This window comes from Flavobacterium branchiarum (assembly GCF_030409845.1).
Lineage (GTDB): Bacteria > Bacteroidota > Bacteroidia > Flavobacteriales > Flavobacteriaceae > Flavobacterium > Flavobacterium branchiarum.
Genome location: NZ_JAUFQQ010000004.1, coordinates 13,391 through 33,266, shown reverse-complemented (window position 1 = coordinate 33,266; position 19,876 = coordinate 13,391). Strand labels below are relative to the sequence as shown.

Below are 19,876 nucleotides of genomic sequence, written 5' to 3'. Positions count from 1 at the left end.
ATAATATGAAACTAAGTGTAAAATTTATAGAGACCTATCTTTTGATATTTTGCGGTTTTGCTTCCTTCCTAGCAAATGCACAGCAAGATCCGCAATATACGCAGTATATGTATAACACAATGGTAATCAATCCTGCTTATGCTGGTTCTACAGGTAATCTAGAAGCGGTATTGTTGCATCGATCGCAATGGGTAGGAATAGATGGTGCACCACAAACACAATCCCTATCTGTACAATCGCCCTTGAGAAATGAAAAAATAGGATTAGGCTTTAGTGTAGTAAATGATAAGCTAGGGCCATCAAACGAGTTATATTTAGATGGTAATTTTTCTTATTCATTGGCTTTAGGCTATGAAAAAAGGTTAGCATTTGGATTAAGAGCAGGAATGCGAATGCTGAATATAGATTGGACTAAAGGGCGATACTATGATGCTAATGATGCTTTATTAAATAGCAATATTAATAATGTTGTAAAACCATCTATAGGAGCAGGGGTATATTATTACACAGACAGATGGTATGTAGGAGCATCGGTTCCTAGTTTCATAAGAAGTGATTATTACAATGACATACAAGAAGCCGTTAATTATGACCAGATGCATTATTTTTTTATGGGAGGTTACGTATTTGACTTGAATAGAAGTTTGAAGTTCAAACCTGCTGTATTAGCTAAAGTAGTCAGTGGAATGCCAATTTCGGTAGATCTTTCAGCCAATTTTATGCTTCAAGAAAAAGTGGTATTAGGAGCTTCTTATCGTTTTGATGATTCAGTTAGTGCGTTAGCTGGATTCCAAATATCAACAAGCCTTTATATTGGGTATTCGTATGATTATACAGTAACCAAATTGAATAAATACAATGATGGTTCACATGAATTCATATTGCGTTATCAATTTCATAAAGACCCAAGAAAAATTAAATCTCCAAGATTCTTTTAAAAATCTCACTTATGAAAAAATATTATATACTTAGCTTGCTATTCAGCTTTGTATCTGTTTTAGCACAAACAAATTTAAAAAAGGCCGATGCCTTATTTAGAAATTATTCTTATGTAGATGCTGCAAAAGCATACGAAGAGTGTTTGGAAAATATCAAAAAACCATCAGTTCAAACTTTAAAAAATGCCGCTGATTCCTATTATTTTACTTCAGATAATCGGAATGCTTTAAAGTGGTATCAAAAAGTATATGAATTACAAGGAGATAATTTACCAGATATCTATTATCTAAGGTATATTCAGTCAATGAAAGGAGTTATGGATTATGATAACGCTGATAAAATAACCAAAGAATATTTAAACAAAAAAGGAGACCAAAAGGAAATTGATAAATATGTTTATCAAAAGAAATTATTAGACAGTTTGTCCAAAAACAAATCCCTTTATACTGTGCAAAATATTGCTATTAATACCAATAAGTCTGATTTTGGAACTGCTTTTTATAAAGATAAGGTGGTATTTACATCAGCTAGAGACACAACTAATTTTGATAAAAAGTTATATAATTGGAATAAACAACCCTTCTTGAGCTTATTTGTTGCAGAAAGGAGTGCTGTTGATGGTAATTTGTTTAACGAAACAATTTTCATTCCTAATGTAATGACTAAATATCATGAGGCTACAGTAACATTTAGTCCCGATTGGAAAACAATGTATTATACAACAAACATTCTCAAGAATAATAAATTAGTTGTTGATGAATCTAGAATAAACAATTTTCAAATTATAAAAGGAACTGTAGAAGATAATAAATTAGTTAAAAGTGAAAAGGTATTCTTTGATAGTGATAAATATTCAGTAGGGCACCCAAATCTAAGTGATGATGGTAGATTGTTGTTTTTTGCATCAGATATGCCAGGTGGATATGGAGAGACCGATTTGTATGTAGTACGAATTGCTGTTGATGGCACCATGAGTTCGCCACAAAATTTAGGACCAACAATTAATACAATTGGAAATGATGTTTTTCCTTTTTATAGAAATGGAATACTTTATTTTTCTTCAGATGGACACTATGGGTTAGGTGATTTAGATATATATGAAAGTAAACTCTTGGATGGATTGAATTTCTCCGTTCCTAGAAATTTAGGAGCCCCAATAAACAGTAATAAGGATGATTTTTCATTTATAATCGATTCAAAAGATAATTATGGTTACATATCATCAAATCGTGCACAAGGTAAAGGAGATGATGATATTTATTATTTTACCAAAGGAAAGCCAATTTGTAATCAACTTATTTCAGGAAAAGCAATAAATCTAAAAACTAAAACGGGGATAAGTGATACATTTATTTTAGTGTATGATGTTTATGATACAGTTATAACCGAAACTAAAACGGATGTTGATGGAAATTATACATTAGAAGTACCATGTAGCAAGAGGGTCAAAATAACAGCTAATAAGCCAAATTACAGTGGAGATGAAAAATATGTAGAAACAACAAAAGAAAATAATGCCACTATAAAAGAGGTTAATTTCTATCTAAATAATTATGACGATTTAGTAGTTAAAAAAGAGGGAATAGAAAAAGTAGATATTAATCCTATCTTCTTTGAATACAACAAGTTTGATATTAATCCGCAAGCAGCTACAGAACTAGATAAAGTTGTGTTTGTGATGCAAAAATTCCCTAAGATTAAAATTAAAATTGAGTCACATACGGATTCAAGAGGTAAAGATGCATACAACTTGAAACTCTCAGATGAACGAGCCAAGGCAACAGAAGATTATATCCTTTCAAAAGGAATCGATGTCTCAAGAATTGTTAGTGCAATTGGTTATGGAGAAACAAGATTGGTAAATAAATGTAGCAATGGAGTTAAATGTACTGAAGAAGAGCATTTTGCCAACAGGCGTTCCGATTTTATTATAACAGAGAAATAAAACTTAAAATATTTTGTGAAAACCACTTTTAAAAGAGTGGTTTTTTTGTTTTTAATTATACTTTTGATTGCTTATTTTAGACAAAATTTTCTAGGTTAATAAAAGACAATCGAATTACAAAAAAAACATGAATATTAAGGATTCCATACAAGCTTTAAGGGACGAATTAAATGCACATAATTACAATTATTATGTGCTTGATAATGCTACAATATCAGATTATGATTTTGATATAAAATTAAAGCAACTTCAGGAATTAGAGAAACAACATCCAGAGTTTTTTGATGAAAATTCACCAACACAACGTGTAGGAGGTATGATCACAAAAAACTTTCAGACAGTTGCTCATGAATATCGTATGTATTCCCTAGATAATTCCTATTCAAAAGAAGACTTAATAGACTGGGAAACTAGAATTCAAAAAGTATTAGGTAATGTAGATTTACAATATACTTGCGAATTAAAATATGATGGAGCTTCGATAAGTATTACCTATGAAAACGGAAAATTAAAACGAGCAGTTACTCGTGGAGATGGATTTCAAGGTGATGATGTAACAAACAATATCAAAACAATAAAATCGATTCCGTTGCAATTAAAAGGAGATTATCCACCCGTTTTTGCAATTCGAGGAGAAATAATATTACCATTCGCAGGATTCGAAAAAATGAATCAGGATTTAATAGAAATAGGAGAAACCCCTTATTCAAATCCAAGAAATACAGCTTCAGGAAGTTTAAAGCTACAAGATAGTGCCGAGGTAGCAAAAAGACCTTTAGAGTGTTTACTCTATTTTGTAACAGGAAATAATTTGCCATTCAAAACCCAGTTTGAAGGATTAGAATTGGCAAGAAAATGGGGTTTCAAAGTGCCCCTTGAAGCAAAATTGGCAAACAATCTACAAGAAGTATTCGATTTCATAGATTATTGGGACATTCATCGTCATGAGTTACCTTATGAAACAGATGGAGTAGTTGTAAAAGTAAATAGTATACAGCATCAAGAAGAGCTAGGTTATACAGCAAAATCACCTCGTTGGGCAATTGCATATAAATTTAAATCAGAGCGCGTTTCAACTAAATTAAACTCAATCTCTTATCAAGTAGGAAGAACAGGAGCAATTACTCCAGTAGCCAACTTAGAGCCAGTACAATTAGCTGGAACAATTGTAAAACGAGCCTCTTTGCATAATGCAGATCAAATAGAAAAATTAGACATTAGAGTAAACGATACCGTATTTGTAGAAAAAGGAGGAGAAATAATTCCTAAAATAATTGCAGTCGATTTAACACAAAGAGAAGCAGACGCAATACCCACAAAATACATCACGCATTGTCCAGAATGTGATACCGAATTGGTAAGGTCAGAAGGAGAAGCAAATCATTACTGCCCTAATTTTTATGGATGTCCACCACAGATTATTGGTAGAATCCAGCACTATATTTCAAGAAAAGCAATGGATATTGAAGGACTTGGAGGAGAAACAGTCGCTTTACTTTTTAATAATGGTTTAGTACATAATTATGCAGACTTATATGAGCTAACAGTAGAGCAAATTCTACCACTAGAAAGAATGGCGCAAAAGTCAGCAGAAAACCTAGTAAAAGGAGTAGAGAATTCTAAAAAAATCCCATTTGAGAACGTCTTGTTTGCACTTGGAATTCGATTTGTAGGAGAAACTGTTGCTAAAAAATTAGCGAAACATTATAAAAATATAGATGCTTTGAGCCAAGCTACATTAATGGATTTGGTTCTAGTAGATGAAATAGGCGAACGTATTGCGAAAAGCGTTATAGAGTTTTTTGAGAATGACGAGAATAAAGAAATTATTAAACGCTTAAAAGGCTACGGAGTTCAATTTGAGATAGTAGAAAAAATAAACCCTAATGCGACTACTAAATTTGAAGGAAAGACATTTGTTGTCTCAGGAGTGTTTTCTAAATTCTCAAGAGACGACATCAAAAAAACTATTGAAGATAATGGAGGTAAGGTAGGAAGTTCTATTTCTGCTAAAACCGATTTTGTTGTTGCCGGTGAAAACATGGGACCAGCTAAATTAGAAAAAGCAAATAAATTAAATATACCTATAATTTCAGAAGATGATTTTATAACAAAATTAAATGAAAGCTAATACCCCCTCATTAATCCTTTACTTTTTATCGTTAACATTTGCAATTATCTTTGATTTCTTGGAAGAAGATTTTATAGGTATGTATGCAAAGGCAATTGTTGTGCCTTCAATATTTATATATTATCTTATAACGACCAATTATAAGATAAATTTAATTCAGGGACTTATTTTTGCCTTATGTTTTACAGGAGAGGTATTTAGTTTAATGGAGGTTGATGCCACAGAGTTTGGCTCTCTTTTTTGTTTTTTATCAGTCTATTTATTGTTTTTGAAACTAATTTTTGATGATAATCGAAAAATAAAACTAAGAAAAAACGACATATTGCCAGTAGCAATAGTCGTTCTTTTCATTTTATATTTATTGATTTCTGTCTTGGGTTTACAATATGAGAAAATCAAAGAATATCATTTTATTTATACTGTGTATGGGATTGTGTTAAGTATGTTAGGATGTATTTCATTTATTAGTTATATATCCAAAGGTACCTATTTAACACTTTTGCTGACGATAATGACAGCTTGTTTTATCTTTTCGGATGTCTTTTTTATATTTAATCAATCTTTTGATCATTCAATAGTATTAGTGCTAATTCGAGATGTAACTCAAATGTTAGCTTACTATTTTATGGTAAGATATTTTATCCAAAAAAGAATAGAAAACATTCGAGTAAGAAATTAAACAGTAATTGATTTTCCTTGTGATGATTTTGTCTTATTGTTGTCTAGATAAAAGTCAATTCTACCTACGTTAATTCCATAACAACCAACTTGATTAACTAAAACATCCTCACCAGCTTTGTTTTTTACAATAGTTGGTTTGTCAAGAAAAGTATGAGTGTGTCCGCCAATGATTAAATCAATATCTTGAGTTTGTTCAGCCAATTTTAAATCACACATTCTAGTAGCATCATCACGATATTTGTATCCCAAATGCGATAGACAAATAACTAAATCACATTTCTGTTCCTTTTTAAGAATTCTAACCATGTCGTGTGCAGTTTCAACAGGATCATTGTAAACAGTTTCTTTGTACATAAGCTTATCTACTAAACCTTCTAGTTCAATACCAAGACCAAAAACACCTATTTTGATACCATCTTTGTTGAAAATTTTATACGGTTTTACAAGACCGTCCATCACGGTATTTTTAAAATCGTAGTTAGAAGAGATAAATTCAAATTTTGCATGAGGCATTTGAGCATATAAGCCATCTACACCGTTATCAAAATCATGATTACCAATTGTAGAAGCATCATATTTCATCATGCTCATTAATTTAAATTCCAATTCTCCTCCATAATAGTTAAAGTAAGGAGTTCCTTGAAAAATATCACCAGCATCTAATAAAAGAACATTTGGATTTTCTTTACGGATTGAATCAATTAAAGCAGCACGTCTTGATACTCCACCCATATTTGCATTGCGAGGATCATCGGCAGGAAAAGGGTCAATATGGCTATGTACATCATTGGTGTGTAATATAGTTATGTGTTTAACATCAGGAGATGTAAAGCTACTCATAGATAAACCCAAACTCAATAATGCTGTACTAGCAGCAGTTTTTTCAATAAAATCTCTTCTTTTCATTTTAATTTATTTTGCGGTAAAACGCTTGAACTCAAAGTTCTTAAATATTTTTTAATTGTTTATTTTATTCTTGTCTAACTCGGATATCTTTTGGTACCGGAATTGGATTAACAGATTTAAAATAATCAATAAGAATGTCTCGTAATTTGTAATTTAAATCATATTTCTGAACAGCTTTCTTAAAGAAGTTCATGCTATCTCCACCATTTGCTAAATAATCATTCGTAGCAACATAATAGATTTTATCTTTTTCGATAGGTTTTCCTTGGATCAAGATGTTTGTTGGAGTATTGTTTTTAGTAATTGTAAAAGTCATTCCAGAAATTGGATGAGGCTTTTTCTCAGCAATAAAATAATTAGCTAATTCTAAAATTTGTTCTCCTTTTAATGCCATAACAACAAGACTATTTTCAAAAGGCATAATTTCAAAAGCAGTTCTAGCAGTAACATTTCCTTTAGGAAGAATTGCACGTATACCACCATGATTAAGGAAGCAAATGTCAATATCTTTGTTCTCCCTAGTTTTAAAGATTAAGTTACCTCTTTGTAAACAGGCATCTGCCATGAAATTACCAATTGATGTCTGTAATTTACCAGTACTTTTGTCTAATGTTTCAGGACAAAAAGAAAGAACACTATCTAGATCTTTGTTAATGTGTTCTCTGTAAGGTTTAATGAAATTCTCTATTTCAGGAGTTTGAGGAAGTAGTAGAGTTGTAATAGGGATTAGTTTACCCTCTATTTTAGAAACTTGATACGTTTGCTTGCTACAAGAAACTCCTAGAAAAAATGTTAAGAATATAACAAAAAGTTTTAAAAATCCGTTATACTTTTTTAGTTTTACCATCTTAAATGCGACTTAAATAATTAATTTTGTAATCAAGTAAAAGTACTATGTTTTTAAATTATATAAAGGTTTTTTTTGTAAAAAAATCATTAAATAAAAATCTTGATAATGTAAAAAACTGTGCATTTACCACCGATATACAAACTGTTGGTTTGCTTATAGATGAGAGTAGTTTTTCAGAAAAAAAAGCGTTGCTAGCTGATTTGGTGTCTAAAGGAATTGTTGAAGAGAATATTAAGATTGTTGTTTATAAAGACAAAATCGATAAAAAAGAAGCGTATACTTGTCCAACTTTTGGGATAAAAAATCTTAATTTGAAGGGAGAAATTACCGAAAATTTGTTAAAAGACTTTATAAAAGAAGAATTCGATTTATTAATAAGTTATTATGATATCGAAAAAGCAATGTTGATGCTCGTGACACAAAATTCTAAAGCCAAGTTTAAAGTTGGTTTTACATCAATCGATAAAAGATTAAATCGAGTGATGATTGATACCAATGTTCGGGAACATAAAGTTTTCGTGAATGAATTATTTAAATATTTAAAAAACATTAAACCAAATATAATCTGATATGCAATCATTAATAGGGACGGGCGTTGCACTAGTAACTCCTTTTAAAGAAGATTTTTCAATTGATATAGAAGCGTTACAAAGGATAGTTAATTTTTCTGTAGATGGAGGAGTTGAATATCTTGTAGTTATGGGGACCACTGCTGAGAATGCAACATTAACAGAGGATGAAAAGGAACTTGTTATTTCGACAGTTATTAATACAAATAAAGGAAGGTTGCCTTTGGTATTGGGAGTTGGAGGAAATAATACAATGCAAGTCGTACAAGAGTTAAAGACTAGAGATTTGTCGGCCTTTGAGGCTATATTATCAGTGTCACCTTATTATAATAGACCAACGCAAGAAGGAATCTATCAGCATTTTAAAGCTGTTGCCGAAGCGTCTCCTGTACCAGTTATTTTGTATAATGTACCAGGGAGAACAGCAAGCAATATGTTGCCAGCAACAGTAATACGTTTGGCAAATGATTTTAAAAATGTAGTTGCAATAAAAGAAGCTGCAGGTGATTTGGTACAAGCAATGCAGTTGCTTAAAAATAAACCAAGTGATTTTCTCGTTATATCAGGAGATGATATGATTGCTTTGCCTATGATTTTAGCAGGAGGCTCAGGTGTGATTTCGGTTATTGGACAAGGTTTTCCTAAAGAATTTTCTGAAATGATCCGTTTAGGATTGAATAGAAAAGTAAATGAAGCATTTAAAACGCAGTACTTTTTATCAGATTGTATTGATATGATTTTTGAGCAAGGCAACCCAGCAGGAATAAAACAAGTGTTCAAATCACTTGGTATTGCTGATAATTTTGTTAGATTGCCACTTGTTTCAGTCGACGAGTCGCTTGCAAATCGCATTGATGATTTTGTTAAAAAAAGCATTAAATAAAAATAAAAAAATAGGTATTTTATTATACTAAAAAATATTTTGTAGAAGCTAAATTAATAACTAAATTTGCCACCGAAACTTCGGTGTGGTTTTACTTGGACATAAGCATCCTGGTAATCATAATAAAAGTAAAAAATGAAAAAAAAATAATATCTGTATTGTTTGTCGTTGTTCTTCTTTGTTCATGTAGTGATTATCAAAAAGCACTAAAAAATGAAGATGTAGCGGCAAAATTCGAAGTGGCAACAAAAATGTATGAAGCAGGGAAGTATGCTAAAGCAATTCGTTTGTTTGAGCAACTAGCATCATCGTATAGAGGGAAGCCTCAGGCAGAGAAATTGTTTTATATGTTTTCGCAGTCGTATTATAAAACGAAACAATATTATTTAGCGGGGTATCAATTTGAAAGTTTTGCTTCAGGATATCCAAGAAGTGAAAAAGTAGAAGAGGCAGCTTTTTTGGGAGCTAAAAGTTATTCGATGTTGTCACCTGTTTATAGTTTAGATCAAACAGATACGAATAAGGCTATTGATAAATTACAAGCTTTTATAGATAATTATCCAAATTCAGAATATTTAGCAGAGGCAAATTCTAGTCTTAAATTGCTAACTAACAAATTGGAGAAAAAAGCATTTGAAAATGCAAAAGGATATAACACTATTTCGGATTTTAAATCGGCAATAGTAGCATTTGATATTTTTATTGGAGATTATCCAGGAACAGAATTCAAAGAAGATGCATTGTATTATAAATTTGATTCAGCATATCAGTTAGCAGTAAACAGTATTTCTTCAAAAATGGAAGACCGTTTAAAAGTAGCTAAAACTGCTTATGGGAATTTAATTAAATACAAAAGTGATACTCATTACAAGGTGAAAGCTGACGAGATGAATGAGAGAGTTGAAAAAGAGTTACAAAATTTTACTAAATAAAATAAAGTCATGGATTTAAAAAAGACGAATGCTCCAGTAAATACAATTACCTACAATAAAACTACTATTGAAGAGCCTACAGGTAATGTGTATGAAGCGATAACTATTATGGCAAAAAGAGCTAATCAAATTAATTCTGAAATTAAAAAGGAATTGACTGAAAAGTTAGAAGAATTTGCTACGTATAATGATAGTCTTGAAGAGGTTTTTGAAAACAAAGAACAAATTGAGGTTTCTAAGTTTTACGAAAAATTGCCTAAGCCACATGCTTTAGCGGTTCAAGAATGGTTAGATGGTAAAACATACCACAGAAATTCAAACAAATAATATAGTACCATGTCAGTTTTAAACGGTAAGAAAATTTTACTAGGAGTTTCTGGTGGAATTGCAGCCTATAAAACAGCATCATTAGTACGACTTTTTATAAAAGCAGGTGCCGAGATTCAAGTAATCATGACACCTGCTTCTAAGGATTTTGTAACGCCACTTACGTTATCTACCTTATCAAAAAATCCTGTGCATTCTACTTTTTTTAATCAAGAAGAGGAGAATGAAAAATGGAACAATCACGTCGAATTAGGGCTTTGGGCCGATTTGATGCTAATTGCTCCTGCTACCGCAAATACAATGTCAAAAATGGCAAATGGTACTTGTGATAATCTATTAATAGCAACTTATTTATCGGCAAAATGTCCAGTTTACTTTGCACCAGCAATGGATTTGGATATGTATATACATCCTTCTACTTTATCAAGTTTTTCGTTGTTAAAGCAGTTTGGTAATACTATGATTCCTGCTGAGAGTGGGGAGTTAGCTAGCGGATTAACAGGAGAAGGTCGTATGGCTGAGCCAGAAAATATCATAGCTTTTTTAGAGGCTGATTTAGAAAGTAAATTACCGCTTAAGGGAAAAAAGTTTTTAATTACAGCTGGACCAACTTACGAAGCAATAGATCCAGTTCGATTTATAGGAAATCATTCTTCGGGTAAAATGGGATTTGATATTGCCTCAGAAGCAGCAAACTTAGGTGCTTCGGTAATTCTTGTTGCTGGGCCTACAAATTGTAAAGTAACAAACGCAACTGTAAAAGTAGTTTCGGTGACATCTGCGCAAGAAATGTACGATGCGTGCCATCAGTATTACTCAGATGTGGATGTAGCAATTGCAGCAGCAGCGGTTGCAGATTATAGACCAAAAACGGTTGCATCTCAAAAAATAAAAAAAGCTTCAGAAGATTTTACAATTGAGTTAGAGAAGACAAAAGATATCTTGTTTTCATTAGGAGAAATTAAAAAAAATCAGTTTTTAATTGGGTTTGCTTTAGAAACTGAAAATGAAATTGAAAATGCAAAGCTGAAAATTCAGAAAAAAAACTTAGATTTGATAGTTATAAATTCTTTACAGGATGTAGGAGCTGGTTTTGGTGGAAAGACTAATAAAGTAACCTTTATTGATAGGTTTTTTACTATTGAACCAATGGAGTTAAAATCTAAAGAAGCAGTTGCTACTGATATTTTAAATAAAGTGATAAAGCATTTTTATGAATAAAATACTTTCTTTTTGTTGTTTTTATCTTTTGGTCTTACACAGGCACAACAGTTAAATTGTACTGTAACAGTAAATTCACAAATGCTTCCAAATGCAAATCAACAAGTTTTTAAAACGCTACAAACTGCGTTGAGTGAATTTGTTAATAATACAGATTGGACAGGGAGTGCGCTAAAGCAAAATGAGAAAATAAACTGTTCTATGTATTTAACTATTACATCTAATAGTTCAGATCAGTTTTCAGGTACCATACAAATACAATCTTCACGATTAATTTATAATTCGACATACTCATCTCCAGTTTTTAATTTTAACGATAAAGATTTGAGTTTTAGATATACCGAATTTGAAAATTATTGTACAATCCAAACGTTTTCGAGTCGAACCTTGTATCTATAATGACATTTTATAGTTATATGATCTTAGGAATGGATGCTGATACTTTTATGCCAGCTCTAGGGACTCCATTTTTTGAAACTGCTCAAAATATAGCAAATGTTGCTCAACAAGGAGGTTTTAAAGGATGGAGTCAGTCAGATGGAGTTCAAAATCGTTATTTCTTAATTAATGATATGCTTGCGCCAACATACAATGATTTAAGACAATGTGTTTATGGATATCATGCGGGGTTGGATGTGATGAATCAGGATTTAAAAACTGCAAAAGAAAAAATCAAAGCTTCGTTAATGCTTCTAGGGAAATTAAATGCTACAAAACCAAATGCTTTTTTAACAAGAGTATTTTTTGATGCAAAATCAGATGAAATTGTATCTATATTTTCAGGAGGTCCGAGTGTTTCTATAACAGATTTAGTAGAGAATTTAAACAGGGTTTCGCCTATGAACTCTACTAAATGGGGACAGATTAAATATTAAGCATTCAAATTAGGTTTGCTTATTTCCAAAACTTAATATTACAAAAAGAGATATGATTACTTCATTGTCAATAAAAAATTATGCACTGATTGAAAAATTAACTATTGATTTTTCAAAAGGATTTTCTATAATTACTGGTGAAACAGGAGCAGGAAAATCTATAATATTAGGCGCATTAGGCTTGGTTTTAGGTAAAAGAGCCGATTTGACTTCATTGAAAAATAAAGAGGAAAAATGTATTATTGAAGCGCATTTTAAGATTTCAAAATACAATCTTCAAGCCTTTTTTGAGGCTAATGATTTAGATTATGAAGATGATACTATAATAAGACGCGAAATTTTGCCGTCAGGTAAATCACGTGCTTTTATAAATGACAGTCCAGTAAATCTTCAGGAGTTGCAGGAGTTGAGTTTGTATTTAATAGATATTCACTCGCAACAACAAACTCAGGAATTATCCGAAGAAAGCGTACAGTTTCAGATTATTGATGCAATTGCAGATAATCTAGGTGTTATTGTTGAATATCAGAATATTTTAAAGAAGTATAAATCGGATAAAACAAAACTGAATTCACTGCTTAAAAAACAAAGCGAATCAGCAAAAGAACAAGAGTATAATACTTTTCTTTTGAATGAATTGGTTGCTGCTCAATTAAAATCAGGTCAACAAGAAGAATTAGAAGAAGAATTTGAAAAACTTAACAATGTTGAGATTATCAAAGAATCGATAGATAGGTCATTGGCTATAGCTAATGAAGAACAATTTGGAGTAATTCAAAATCTAAATGAAATTAAAGCATCTTTACATAAAATTGCTACTTTTTCAACAGAATATCAAACTTTATCCGAAAGAGTAACAAGTTTAGCAATTGAATTCGATGATGTATCTATTGAATTGCAAAAGGCATCTGAAAAATTATTAAATGATCCAGCAAGGCTTGATTTTATTAGTCAAAAATTACAGGTTATTTATAATTTACAAAAAAAGCATCAAGTTGCATCGGTTGATGATTTAATTGAAATCCAGACTAAATTAGAAAATTCAGTTCTTGAATTAGGAAATATTGAAGAAGAAATTGCAAAATTGACTACTTCAATTGATCAAAAAGCAGCTGAATTAGATGTTTTCGCTAACAAAATTCATGAAAATAGAATTACTGCAATTCCATTATTGTCCGAAAAGTTAATTACAATTTTAGAAACATTAGGGATGCCAAATGTTCGTTTTAAAATTGATATTAATTACGGAGAGACTTATTTCCAAAATGGAAAGGATGAGCTTCAGTTTTTATTCTCAGCAAATAAAGGAACAGACTTCGGTATACTTAAAAAAGTAGCTTCGGGAGGAGAAATGTCTCGTATTATGTTAGCTGTAAAAGCAATTTTAGCGCAGTATTCAAAACTACCAACCTTAATTTTCGATGAAATCGATACAGGGGTTTCAGGAGAAATAGCTATTAGAATGGGAGAGATTATGAAAGAGATGAGTAAGCAAATGCAAATCTTTGCAATAACCCATTTACCTCAAATTGCGGCCAAAGGAGATTCTCATTTTAAGGTGTTTAAGTCAACAATTGATGATGATACGCAGTCAGAATTGAAGCTTTTATCTCAAGAAGAACGCATTGTAGAAATTGCTCAAATGTTATCAGGGTCAGTTGTTTCTGATTCGGCTTTAAATCATGCTAAAGCCTTGCTCAACTAAAAAAATGAGTTATATTTGTCAATTAAATTATTCAGTCTTACGAAGTAAAAAAAGGTAGTTAAATGCTATCGTTTATATAAAATAGAAATAAAAACAGTTCCAAAATTATGATTATAGAACCAAGAATGAGAGGATTCATTTGTTTGACATCTCACCCAAAAGGATGCGAGCAAAATGTAAAAAATCAAATAGAATACATAAAATCTAAAGGGCAATTGAAGGAGCTAAAAAAGTATTAGTAATTGGAGCTTCAACAGGTTTTGGATTGGCATCTAGAATTACAAGCGCATTTGGATCTAATGCAGCTACAATTGGAGTGTTTTTTGAAAAACCACAGTTGAAGGAAAAACAGCTTCTCCAGGGTGGTATAACTCAGCAGCTTTTGAAAGTGAAGCGCACAAAGCAGGTTTATATGCAAAAAGTATCAACGGTGATGCTTTTTCTAATGAAATTAAACAACAAACAATAGACTTGATTAAAGCTGATTTAGGTCAGATTGATTTAATTATTTATAGTTTAGCTTCTCCAGTACGTTTGCACCCTGTAACAGGAGTATTGCATCGTTCAGTTTTAAAACCAATTGGAAGTACATTTACTAATAAAACAGTTGATTTTCATACAGGAAATGTAACAGAAGTTTCTATTGAGCCATGTACAGAAGAAGAGATTGCTAATACTATAGCAGTTATGGGTGGTGAAGATTGGTCAATGTGGATGGACGCATTGAAAAAAGAAAATTTATTAGCTCCAGGAGCTACAACAGTTGCTTATTCGTATATAGGGCCATCTTTAACAGAGGCAGTTTATCGTAAAGGAACAATTGGTCGTGCTAAAGATGATTTAGAAGCTACAGCATTTGCTATTACAGATAGTTTAAAAGATCTAGGTGGTAAAGCTTATGTTTCGGTTAATAAAGCGTTAGTTACACAAGCGAGTTCAGCAATTCCAGTTATTCCGTTATATATTTCATTATTGTATAAAATCATGAAAGCCGAAGGTATTCATGAAGGATGTATTGAGCAAATTCAACGTTTATTCCAAGATAGATTATATACAGGACAACACCAATTCCTACAGATGAAAAAGGAAGAATCCGTATAGATGATTGGGAAATGCGTGAGGATGTTCAAGAAAAAGTAGCTAAATTATGGTTGGAAGCAACTACAGAAACTTTGCCAGCAATTGGTGATTTGGCTGGATATAGAAACGATTTCTTAAACTTATTCGGATTCGAATTTGAAGGAGTAGATTACAAAGCAGACACAAATGAAGTAGTTGGAATAGAAAGTATAGCTTAAACCAACAAATTTTATATAATTATTTAAAACCATCAACCCAAAGTTGATGGTTTTTTTATGGATATAACTTATCTTTGTTAAAATTTTACAGTTAAAACAAATACTACCTTAATACCGCATACCTAATTATGGTGTTTTCTTTAATTATACCTGTGTATAATCGTCCTGACGAAGTTGATGAGCTTTTAGAGAGCTTAGTGTTATCTGAATATAAAGAGCCTTTTGAAGTCGTACTTGTAGAAGACGGTTCAACATTACCATGTGATGATATTGTTCGAAAATATCAAGAAAAATTAAATATATCTTACTACTTTAAAGAGAATTCTGGTCCTGGTGATTCTAGGAATTTTGGAATGCGAAAAGCATTAGGTGATTATTTTATCATTTTTGACTCAGATTGTATCATCCCACCAAATTACTTAGTTGAAGTAGATAAAGCATTGAAAGAAGATTATGTAGATTGTTTTGGAGGTCCTGATAAAGCCTTAGACAGTTTTTCGGATATTCAAAAAGCAATTAATTTTGCTATGACATCATTTCTTACTACAGGAGGAATAAGAGGAGGTTCTGAGAAAATAGGAAAGTTTCAGCCAAGAAGTTTTAATATGGGATTATCTCGTAAAGGATTTGAAGCGTCAAAAGGATTTGGAAATATTCATCCTGGTGAAGATCCAGATTTATCTATACGTTTATGGAATTTAGGTTTCGAAACAAGACTTTTTTCAAAAGCTTACGTATATCATAAGCGAAGAATCGATTGGGAAAAGTTTTCAATTCAGGTTAATAAATTTGGAAAAGCAAGACCAATACTTAACAGTTGGTACCCACAATATAATAAACTTACATTTTTCTTCCCAACATTTTTCATTTTAGGGCTTATTTTTGCAATTATATTGTTGATTTTTAATGTTGACATCTTTTTGCAATTGTATTTTCTTTACTTTTTTATGATTTTTATTGTAGCATCTATTCAAAATAAGAATTTGAAAATTGGCTTTTTATCAGTTATTGCAGTGTGGAAACAGTTTTATGGATACGGAACAGGCTTTTTAGAATCGTTTATTAAGATAATTATTTTGAAGAAAAAACCGCAAGAAGCTTTTCCTGGATTATTTTTTAAAATTTAATATGACAAAAATTATAGGCTTAACAGGAGGTATTGGAAGTGGTAAAACTACCATAGCGGGCTTTTTTGCAGCAATGGGAATTCCTGTCTATATCGCCGATGATGAGGCTAAAAAAGTAATGCAGTCTAATGAGATAATTGAAGCTGTAAAAGCTACGTTTGGGACTGAGGTTTTTGAGGATAATACATTAAATAGAGCCAAATTAGCAGATATTGTTTTTAATGATGCAGATAAATTAGCATTGCTTAATGCAATTGTTCACCCTGCAGTTAAAAAAGATTTTGAAAATTGGTTGCTAAAACATAAAAATGAACCTTATATAATATACGAAGCAGCAATTTTATTTGAGAGCGGTCGTTATAAAGATGTGATATTATAATTACGGTTACTGCCCCTCAGGAAACCAGAATTGAGAGAGTAATGAATCGCGATAAAACTACTCGCGAACATGTTTTAAAACGAATGAATATGCAATGGAGCGACGAGCAACGTTTTGCCAATAGTAATTACGTTATTCATAATTTGAGTCTTAAAAGTGCAAAGCAGGAAGTTGTTAAAATTCTTAAAATTTTAGATATTAAACAAAATCACTCTTAAATGTTAATATTTGGTTAATGTATTATTTAGTATATTGTTAAAATATTAATTTTGTTTCGATGAATAAAATGTTTTTTAGAATTCTTGTTTTGTTAATGAGTTTGTCCCTAATTGGGATAATTCTTGTTCAAGTGTATTGGTTTACTTCTTCATTTAAAAATAATGATGAACAGTTTAAATTTCATGTTAAGCAAGTTATTGGGAATGTAGCCGATAAATTACAACAACAGGAAGCGTATAGTTTTTATGATAAATACAATCATTATAAAGATAGTACGGGTAAAGTTCCCCAGAAAAATGATTTATTAGAATTTTATTACGTTCAGAAAAATCCTAGAACTAATAAAACAATTGTATATTCTAATAGTATTATATCAGAAGATTATAATATCAATGGATCGTTCTTTGATAAGAAATTTAATAACGAAAGATTTAAAAATTTTAATTCTAAGCGTACAACAGAAATCTATAATAACAATAATATAGATAATTCGTCTTTACAACAAAGTTTAATTCCAGATGTAAAGATTGAAAAATCTGGTAATCTAGATGTTTTAGATAATGCGCAATTTGAAATATTCTTTAAGGACATAGCTTCGGCAATGCCTATTAATGAAAGAATTTCTAAAGAGAAGTTGCAAAAACTCTTAAAAAAGGAATTAGAAGAATATGGAGTAAAGACTAAATTCGAGTTTGGAATTTACAGCAGCGGTATTGCAACAAAAATTAAATCGGATGGATTTAAATATGATAAGGAATCAACTTATTCAATACCAATTTTTGCTGATAATGAAGGGAATAACAAATATGAATTATCAGTAACATTTCCTCATAAAAAGAAGTTCTTACTGTCAGAATTGGTTAGTATAACAATACTGTCAATAATATTTACGCTTATTATTATAATTGCATATACAAGCGCATTAAATCAGTTGATTCGTCAGAAACATATTTCTGAAATCAAAACAGATTTTATAAACAATATGACGCATGAGTTTAAGACTCCAATTGCAACAATAAATCTGGCTTTGGATGCCATAAAAAATCCTAAGATAATCGAAGATAAAGAGAAGGTGTTTAGGTACCTCCAGATGATACGAGACGAGAATAAAAGAATGCATGCTCAAGTCGAGAATGTATTGCGAATCTCTAAATTAGAGAAAAGAGAATTAGACATTAATAAAGAACCAACCGAAATCCATGGGATTATCGATGATGCAATAGAGCACGTAAGTTTGATTCTTGAAGATAGAGGCGGAACAGTTACGAATCATTTTAATGCTACTAGAACAACGGCATTAATTAATGAAGTACATTTTACTAATGTCTTGGTTAATATATTGGAGAATGCAATTAAGTATTCACCAGGTATTCCTAAAATTGAAATTTTTACAGAGAACATAAAAGATATGATTCTTATAAAAGTAAAAGATAACGGTTTAGGAATGAGTAAAGTGGCTCAAAAAAGAGTTTTTGAGAAATTTTACCGAGAACATACAGGGGATTTACATAATGTTAAAGGACATGGATTAGGCTTATCTTATGTAAAGAGAATCGTAGAAGATCATAATGGTCAAGTCTACGTTGAAAGTGAAAAAGGGAAAGGTAGTACCTTCATAATTAAAATACCACTAATAAATTAAAATATGGAAAATATCAATAAAAGAATTCTTTTAGTAGAAGATGACCTTAATTTTGGTGCAGTTCTTAAAGACTATTTAATGCTAAATGACTTTGAAGTAACATTAGCAAAAAACGGAATGGAAGGCTTCGAGAAATTCAAGAAAGACGTATACGATTTATATTCTTGATGTCATGATGCCATATAAGGACGGATATACATTAGCAAAAGAAATCAGAGAGAAAAATAGCGAAGTGCCTATTATCTTTTTAACTGCAAAATCAATGAAAGAGGATGTGTTAAAAGGGTATAAAGCAGGTGCAGATGATTATTTGAACAAACCGTTTGATTCAGAAGTATTACTTATGAAAATCAAAGCGATTATTCAAAGAAAATCATCTGATACAAAATCAGAACAAGTTCAATTTGAGTTTAACATTGGTAAATTTCATTTAAATTCAAAACTTAGATTTTTAACTTTTGAAAATGAAGAGCCAATAAAGTTATCTCCAAAAGAAAACGAATTATTGAAAATGTTAATCCTTCATGAAAATGACTTAATGCCAAGAGAATTGGCTTTAACAAAAATCTGGAGAGATGATAATTACTTTACTTCAAGAAGTATGGATGTATATATCGCCAAACTTAGAAAGTATCTTAAACCAGACGAAAATGTTGAGATTCTTAACATTCACGGTGAAGGTTTTAGACTAGTTGTTAAAAACAAAGAAAACGCATAAATAGAAAGCTTCGAGAAATCGGAGCTTTTTTTTTTGTAACTAATCCTGCTTTACGTTACAAGAGTTTTCATAAAAAAAGCATTTTTAATGATCAAAAACGAGCTTCCGTTGGTCGCTGTTTTTAGTCAAGAAATACTTTTTTTTATTTCAAACTGCTTTCCACTACAATCAGGGTTACGATTATGTAGAATCAATAAGAAAACCTGTGGAGTAGTAAGCATTACTTTTGTTCGAAATTTTTTTAACCACAATCTTGTACTTCTGACGATGGAAGAATCTCCGCAAGAAACTAACGCAAAGTATTTCAAGATTGTCGAGCTACTAAATGGGATTCTTCCTTCGTCAGAAGAATGACAAGTTTGGGTAATGCAAGCTTCTGAGAAAAAAACTGTTTTATGTTAGCTTTTTCTAGAATCTTCATAATTTTAGTTTTTAAATGTTAGTTGTGCGAAAAATTGTATTTTTGTTTAGCACATCGCAATTAAACAATAGATTATATTGTACCGAAACATTCAAAATTGTATCTCAC

The 19,876-nt window shown here is 31.1% G+C and carries 14 protein-coding genes and 4 pseudogenes; 16 read left to right on the top strand and 2 right to left on the bottom strand.

Features of this window, described 5'->3' with window-relative positions:
• Positions 1-5 precede the first annotated feature (5 nt).
• From QWY99_RS11995 to QWY99_RS11980, 4 genes are all read left to right on the top strand, one after another.
• Positions 6-938, top strand: a complete 933-nt coding sequence (locus QWY99_RS11995) for a PorP/SprF family type IX secretion system membrane protein (RefSeq protein ID WP_290265273.1) — start codon at positions 6-8, stop codon at positions 936-938.
• An 11-nt stretch (positions 939-949) separates the two neighbouring features.
• Positions 950-2,884, top strand: a complete 1,935-nt coding sequence (locus tag QWY99_RS11990; RefSeq protein WP_290265272.1) for an OmpA family protein — start codon at positions 950-952, stop codon at positions 2,882-2,884.
• A gap of 127 nt (positions 2,885-3,011) precedes the next feature.
• Positions 3,012-5,015: an NAD-dependent DNA ligase LigA gene (gene ligA / locus QWY99_RS11985; protein ID WP_290265271.1), complete on the top strand. Its 2,004-nt coding sequence runs from the start codon at positions 3,012-3,014 to the stop codon at positions 5,013-5,015.
• Entirely contained in the window at positions 5,005-5,694 is a 690-nt protein-coding gene (locus QWY99_RS11980; RefSeq protein WP_290265270.1) for a lysoplasmalogenase family protein, read from the top strand. The genes ligA and QWY99_RS11980 overlap by 11 nt, the downstream gene beginning before the upstream one ends.
• On the opposite strand, the gene QWY99_RS11975 is transcribed toward QWY99_RS11980, so the two are convergent.
• Positions 5,691-6,602, bottom strand: a complete 912-nt coding sequence (locus QWY99_RS11975; RefSeq protein ID WP_290265269.1) for a bifunctional metallophosphatase/5'-nucleotidase — start codon at positions 6,600-6,602, stop codon at positions 5,691-5,693. The two genes, QWY99_RS11980 and QWY99_RS11975, sit on opposite strands and share 4 nt — an antisense overlap.
• Before the next feature lie 64 nt (positions 6,603-6,666).
• The gene (locus QWY99_RS11970) at positions 6,667-7,449 is read right to left on the bottom strand and encodes a 5'-nucleotidase C-terminal domain-containing protein (RefSeq protein WP_290265454.1); all 783 of its coding nucleotides are present in this window, start codon (positions 7,447-7,449) and stop codon (positions 6,667-6,669) included.
• A 47-nt stretch (positions 7,450-7,496) separates the two neighbouring features.
• Here QWY99_RS11970 and QWY99_RS11965 point away from each other — a divergent pair, with 47 nt between their 5' ends.
• From QWY99_RS11965 to QWY99_RS11910, 12 genes and pseudogenes are all read left to right on the top strand, one after another.
• Positions 7,497-8,021 (top strand): DUF6913 domain-containing protein, encoded by a 525-nt coding sequence (locus tag QWY99_RS11965; RefSeq protein WP_290265267.1) that lies wholly within the window; start codon positions 7,497-7,499, stop codon positions 8,019-8,021.
• A gap of 1 nt (position 8,022) precedes the next feature.
• Positions 8,023-8,904, top strand: coding sequence for a 4-hydroxy-tetrahydrodipicolinate synthase (gene dapA / locus QWY99_RS11960; protein ID WP_290265266.1), 882 nt, complete (start codon positions 8,023-8,025; stop codon positions 8,902-8,904).
• A gap of 122 nt (positions 8,905-9,026) precedes the next feature.
• Positions 9,027-9,836, top strand: a complete 810-nt coding sequence (locus QWY99_RS11955) for an outer membrane protein assembly factor BamD (RefSeq protein WP_290265599.1) — start codon at positions 9,027-9,029, stop codon at positions 9,834-9,836.
• 9 nt (positions 9,837-9,845) lie between these two features.
• Complete coding sequence (locus QWY99_RS11950) at positions 9,846-10,163, top strand: DNA-directed RNA polymerase subunit omega (protein WP_129537989.1); 318 nt, start codon at positions 9,846-9,848, stop codon at positions 10,161-10,163.
• A 9-nt stretch (positions 10,164-10,172) separates the two neighbouring features.
• Positions 10,173-11,384, top strand: a complete 1,212-nt coding sequence (gene coaBC / locus QWY99_RS11945; protein WP_290265264.1) for a bifunctional phosphopantothenoylcysteine decarboxylase/phosphopantothenate--cysteine ligase CoaBC — start codon at positions 10,173-10,175, stop codon at positions 11,382-11,384.
• Positions 11,377-12,259: pseudogene (gene porD, locus QWY99_RS11940) on the top strand (type IX secretion system protein PorD). The gene coaBC and the pseudogene porD overlap by 8 nt, the downstream one beginning before the upstream one ends.
• Positions 12,260-12,311: 52 nt before the next feature.
• Positions 12,312-13,964, top strand: coding sequence for a DNA repair protein RecN (gene recN, locus QWY99_RS11935; protein WP_290265262.1), 1,653 nt, complete (start codon positions 12,312-12,314; stop codon positions 13,962-13,964).
• Between the two features lie 107 nt (positions 13,965-14,071).
• A pseudogene (gene fabV, locus QWY99_RS11930) lies at positions 14,072-15,262 on the top strand (enoyl-ACP reductase FabV).
• A 128-nt stretch (positions 15,263-15,390) separates the two neighbouring features.
• The gene (locus tag QWY99_RS11925) at positions 15,391-16,389 is read left to right on the top strand and encodes a glycosyltransferase family 2 protein (protein WP_290265259.1); all 999 of its coding nucleotides are present in this window, start codon (positions 15,391-15,393) and stop codon (positions 16,387-16,389) included.
• A 1-nt stretch (position 16,390) separates the two neighbouring features.
• Positions 16,391-16,986: pseudogene (gene coaE, locus QWY99_RS11920) on the top strand (dephospho-CoA kinase).
• A gap of 59 nt (positions 16,987-17,045) precedes the next feature.
• Complete coding sequence (locus tag QWY99_RS11915) at positions 17,046-18,629, top strand: sensor histidine kinase (RefSeq protein ID WP_290265256.1); 1,584 nt, start codon at positions 17,046-17,048, stop codon at positions 18,627-18,629.
• Positions 18,630-18,632: 3 nt separating this feature from the next.
• A pseudogene (locus QWY99_RS11910) lies at positions 18,633-19,347 on the top strand (response regulator transcription factor).
• Positions 19,348-19,876: the final 529 nt, after the last annotated feature.

Coding starts and splice junctions, on each gene's coding strand:
- QWY99_RS11950 (WP_129537989.1), top strand. CDS start 9,846: ATGGATTTAAAAAAGACGAATGCTCCAGTAAATACAATTACCTACAAT.
- QWY99_RS11990 (WP_290265272.1), top strand. CDS start 950: ATGAAAAAATATTATATACTTAGCTTGCTATTCAGCTTTGTATCTGTT.
- QWY99_RS11975 (WP_290265269.1), bottom strand. CDS start 6,602: ATGAAAAGAAGAGATTTTATTGAAAAAACTGCTGCTAGTACAGCATTA.
- QWY99_RS11995 (WP_290265273.1), top strand. CDS start 6: ATGAAACTAAGTGTAAAATTTATAGAGACCTATCTTTTGATATTTTGC.
- coaBC (WP_290265264.1), top strand. CDS start 10,173: ATGTCAGTTTTAAACGGTAAGAAAATTTTACTAGGAGTTTCTGGTGGA.
- QWY99_RS11980 (WP_290265270.1), top strand. CDS start 5,005: ATGAAAGCTAATACCCCCTCATTAATCCTTTACTTTTTATCGTTAACA.
- ligA (WP_290265271.1), top strand. CDS start 3,012: ATGAATATTAAGGATTCCATACAAGCTTTAAGGGACGAATTAAATGCA.
- QWY99_RS11925 (WP_290265259.1), top strand. CDS start 15,391: ATGGTGTTTTCTTTAATTATACCTGTGTATAATCGTCCTGACGAAGTT.
- QWY99_RS11970 (WP_290265454.1), bottom strand. CDS start 7,449: ATGGTAAAACTAAAAAAGTATAACGGATTTTTAAAACTTTTTGTTATA.
- QWY99_RS11965 (WP_290265267.1), top strand. CDS start 7,497: ATGTTTTTAAATTATATAAAGGTTTTTTTTGTAAAAAAATCATTAAAT.
- dapA (WP_290265266.1), top strand. CDS start 8,023: ATGCAATCATTAATAGGGACGGGCGTTGCACTAGTAACTCCTTTTAAA.
- recN (WP_290265262.1), top strand. CDS start 12,312: ATGATTACTTCATTGTCAATAAAAAATTATGCACTGATTGAAAAATTA.
- QWY99_RS11915 (WP_290265256.1), top strand. CDS start 17,046: ATGAATAAAATGTTTTTTAGAATTCTTGTTTTGTTAATGAGTTTGTCC.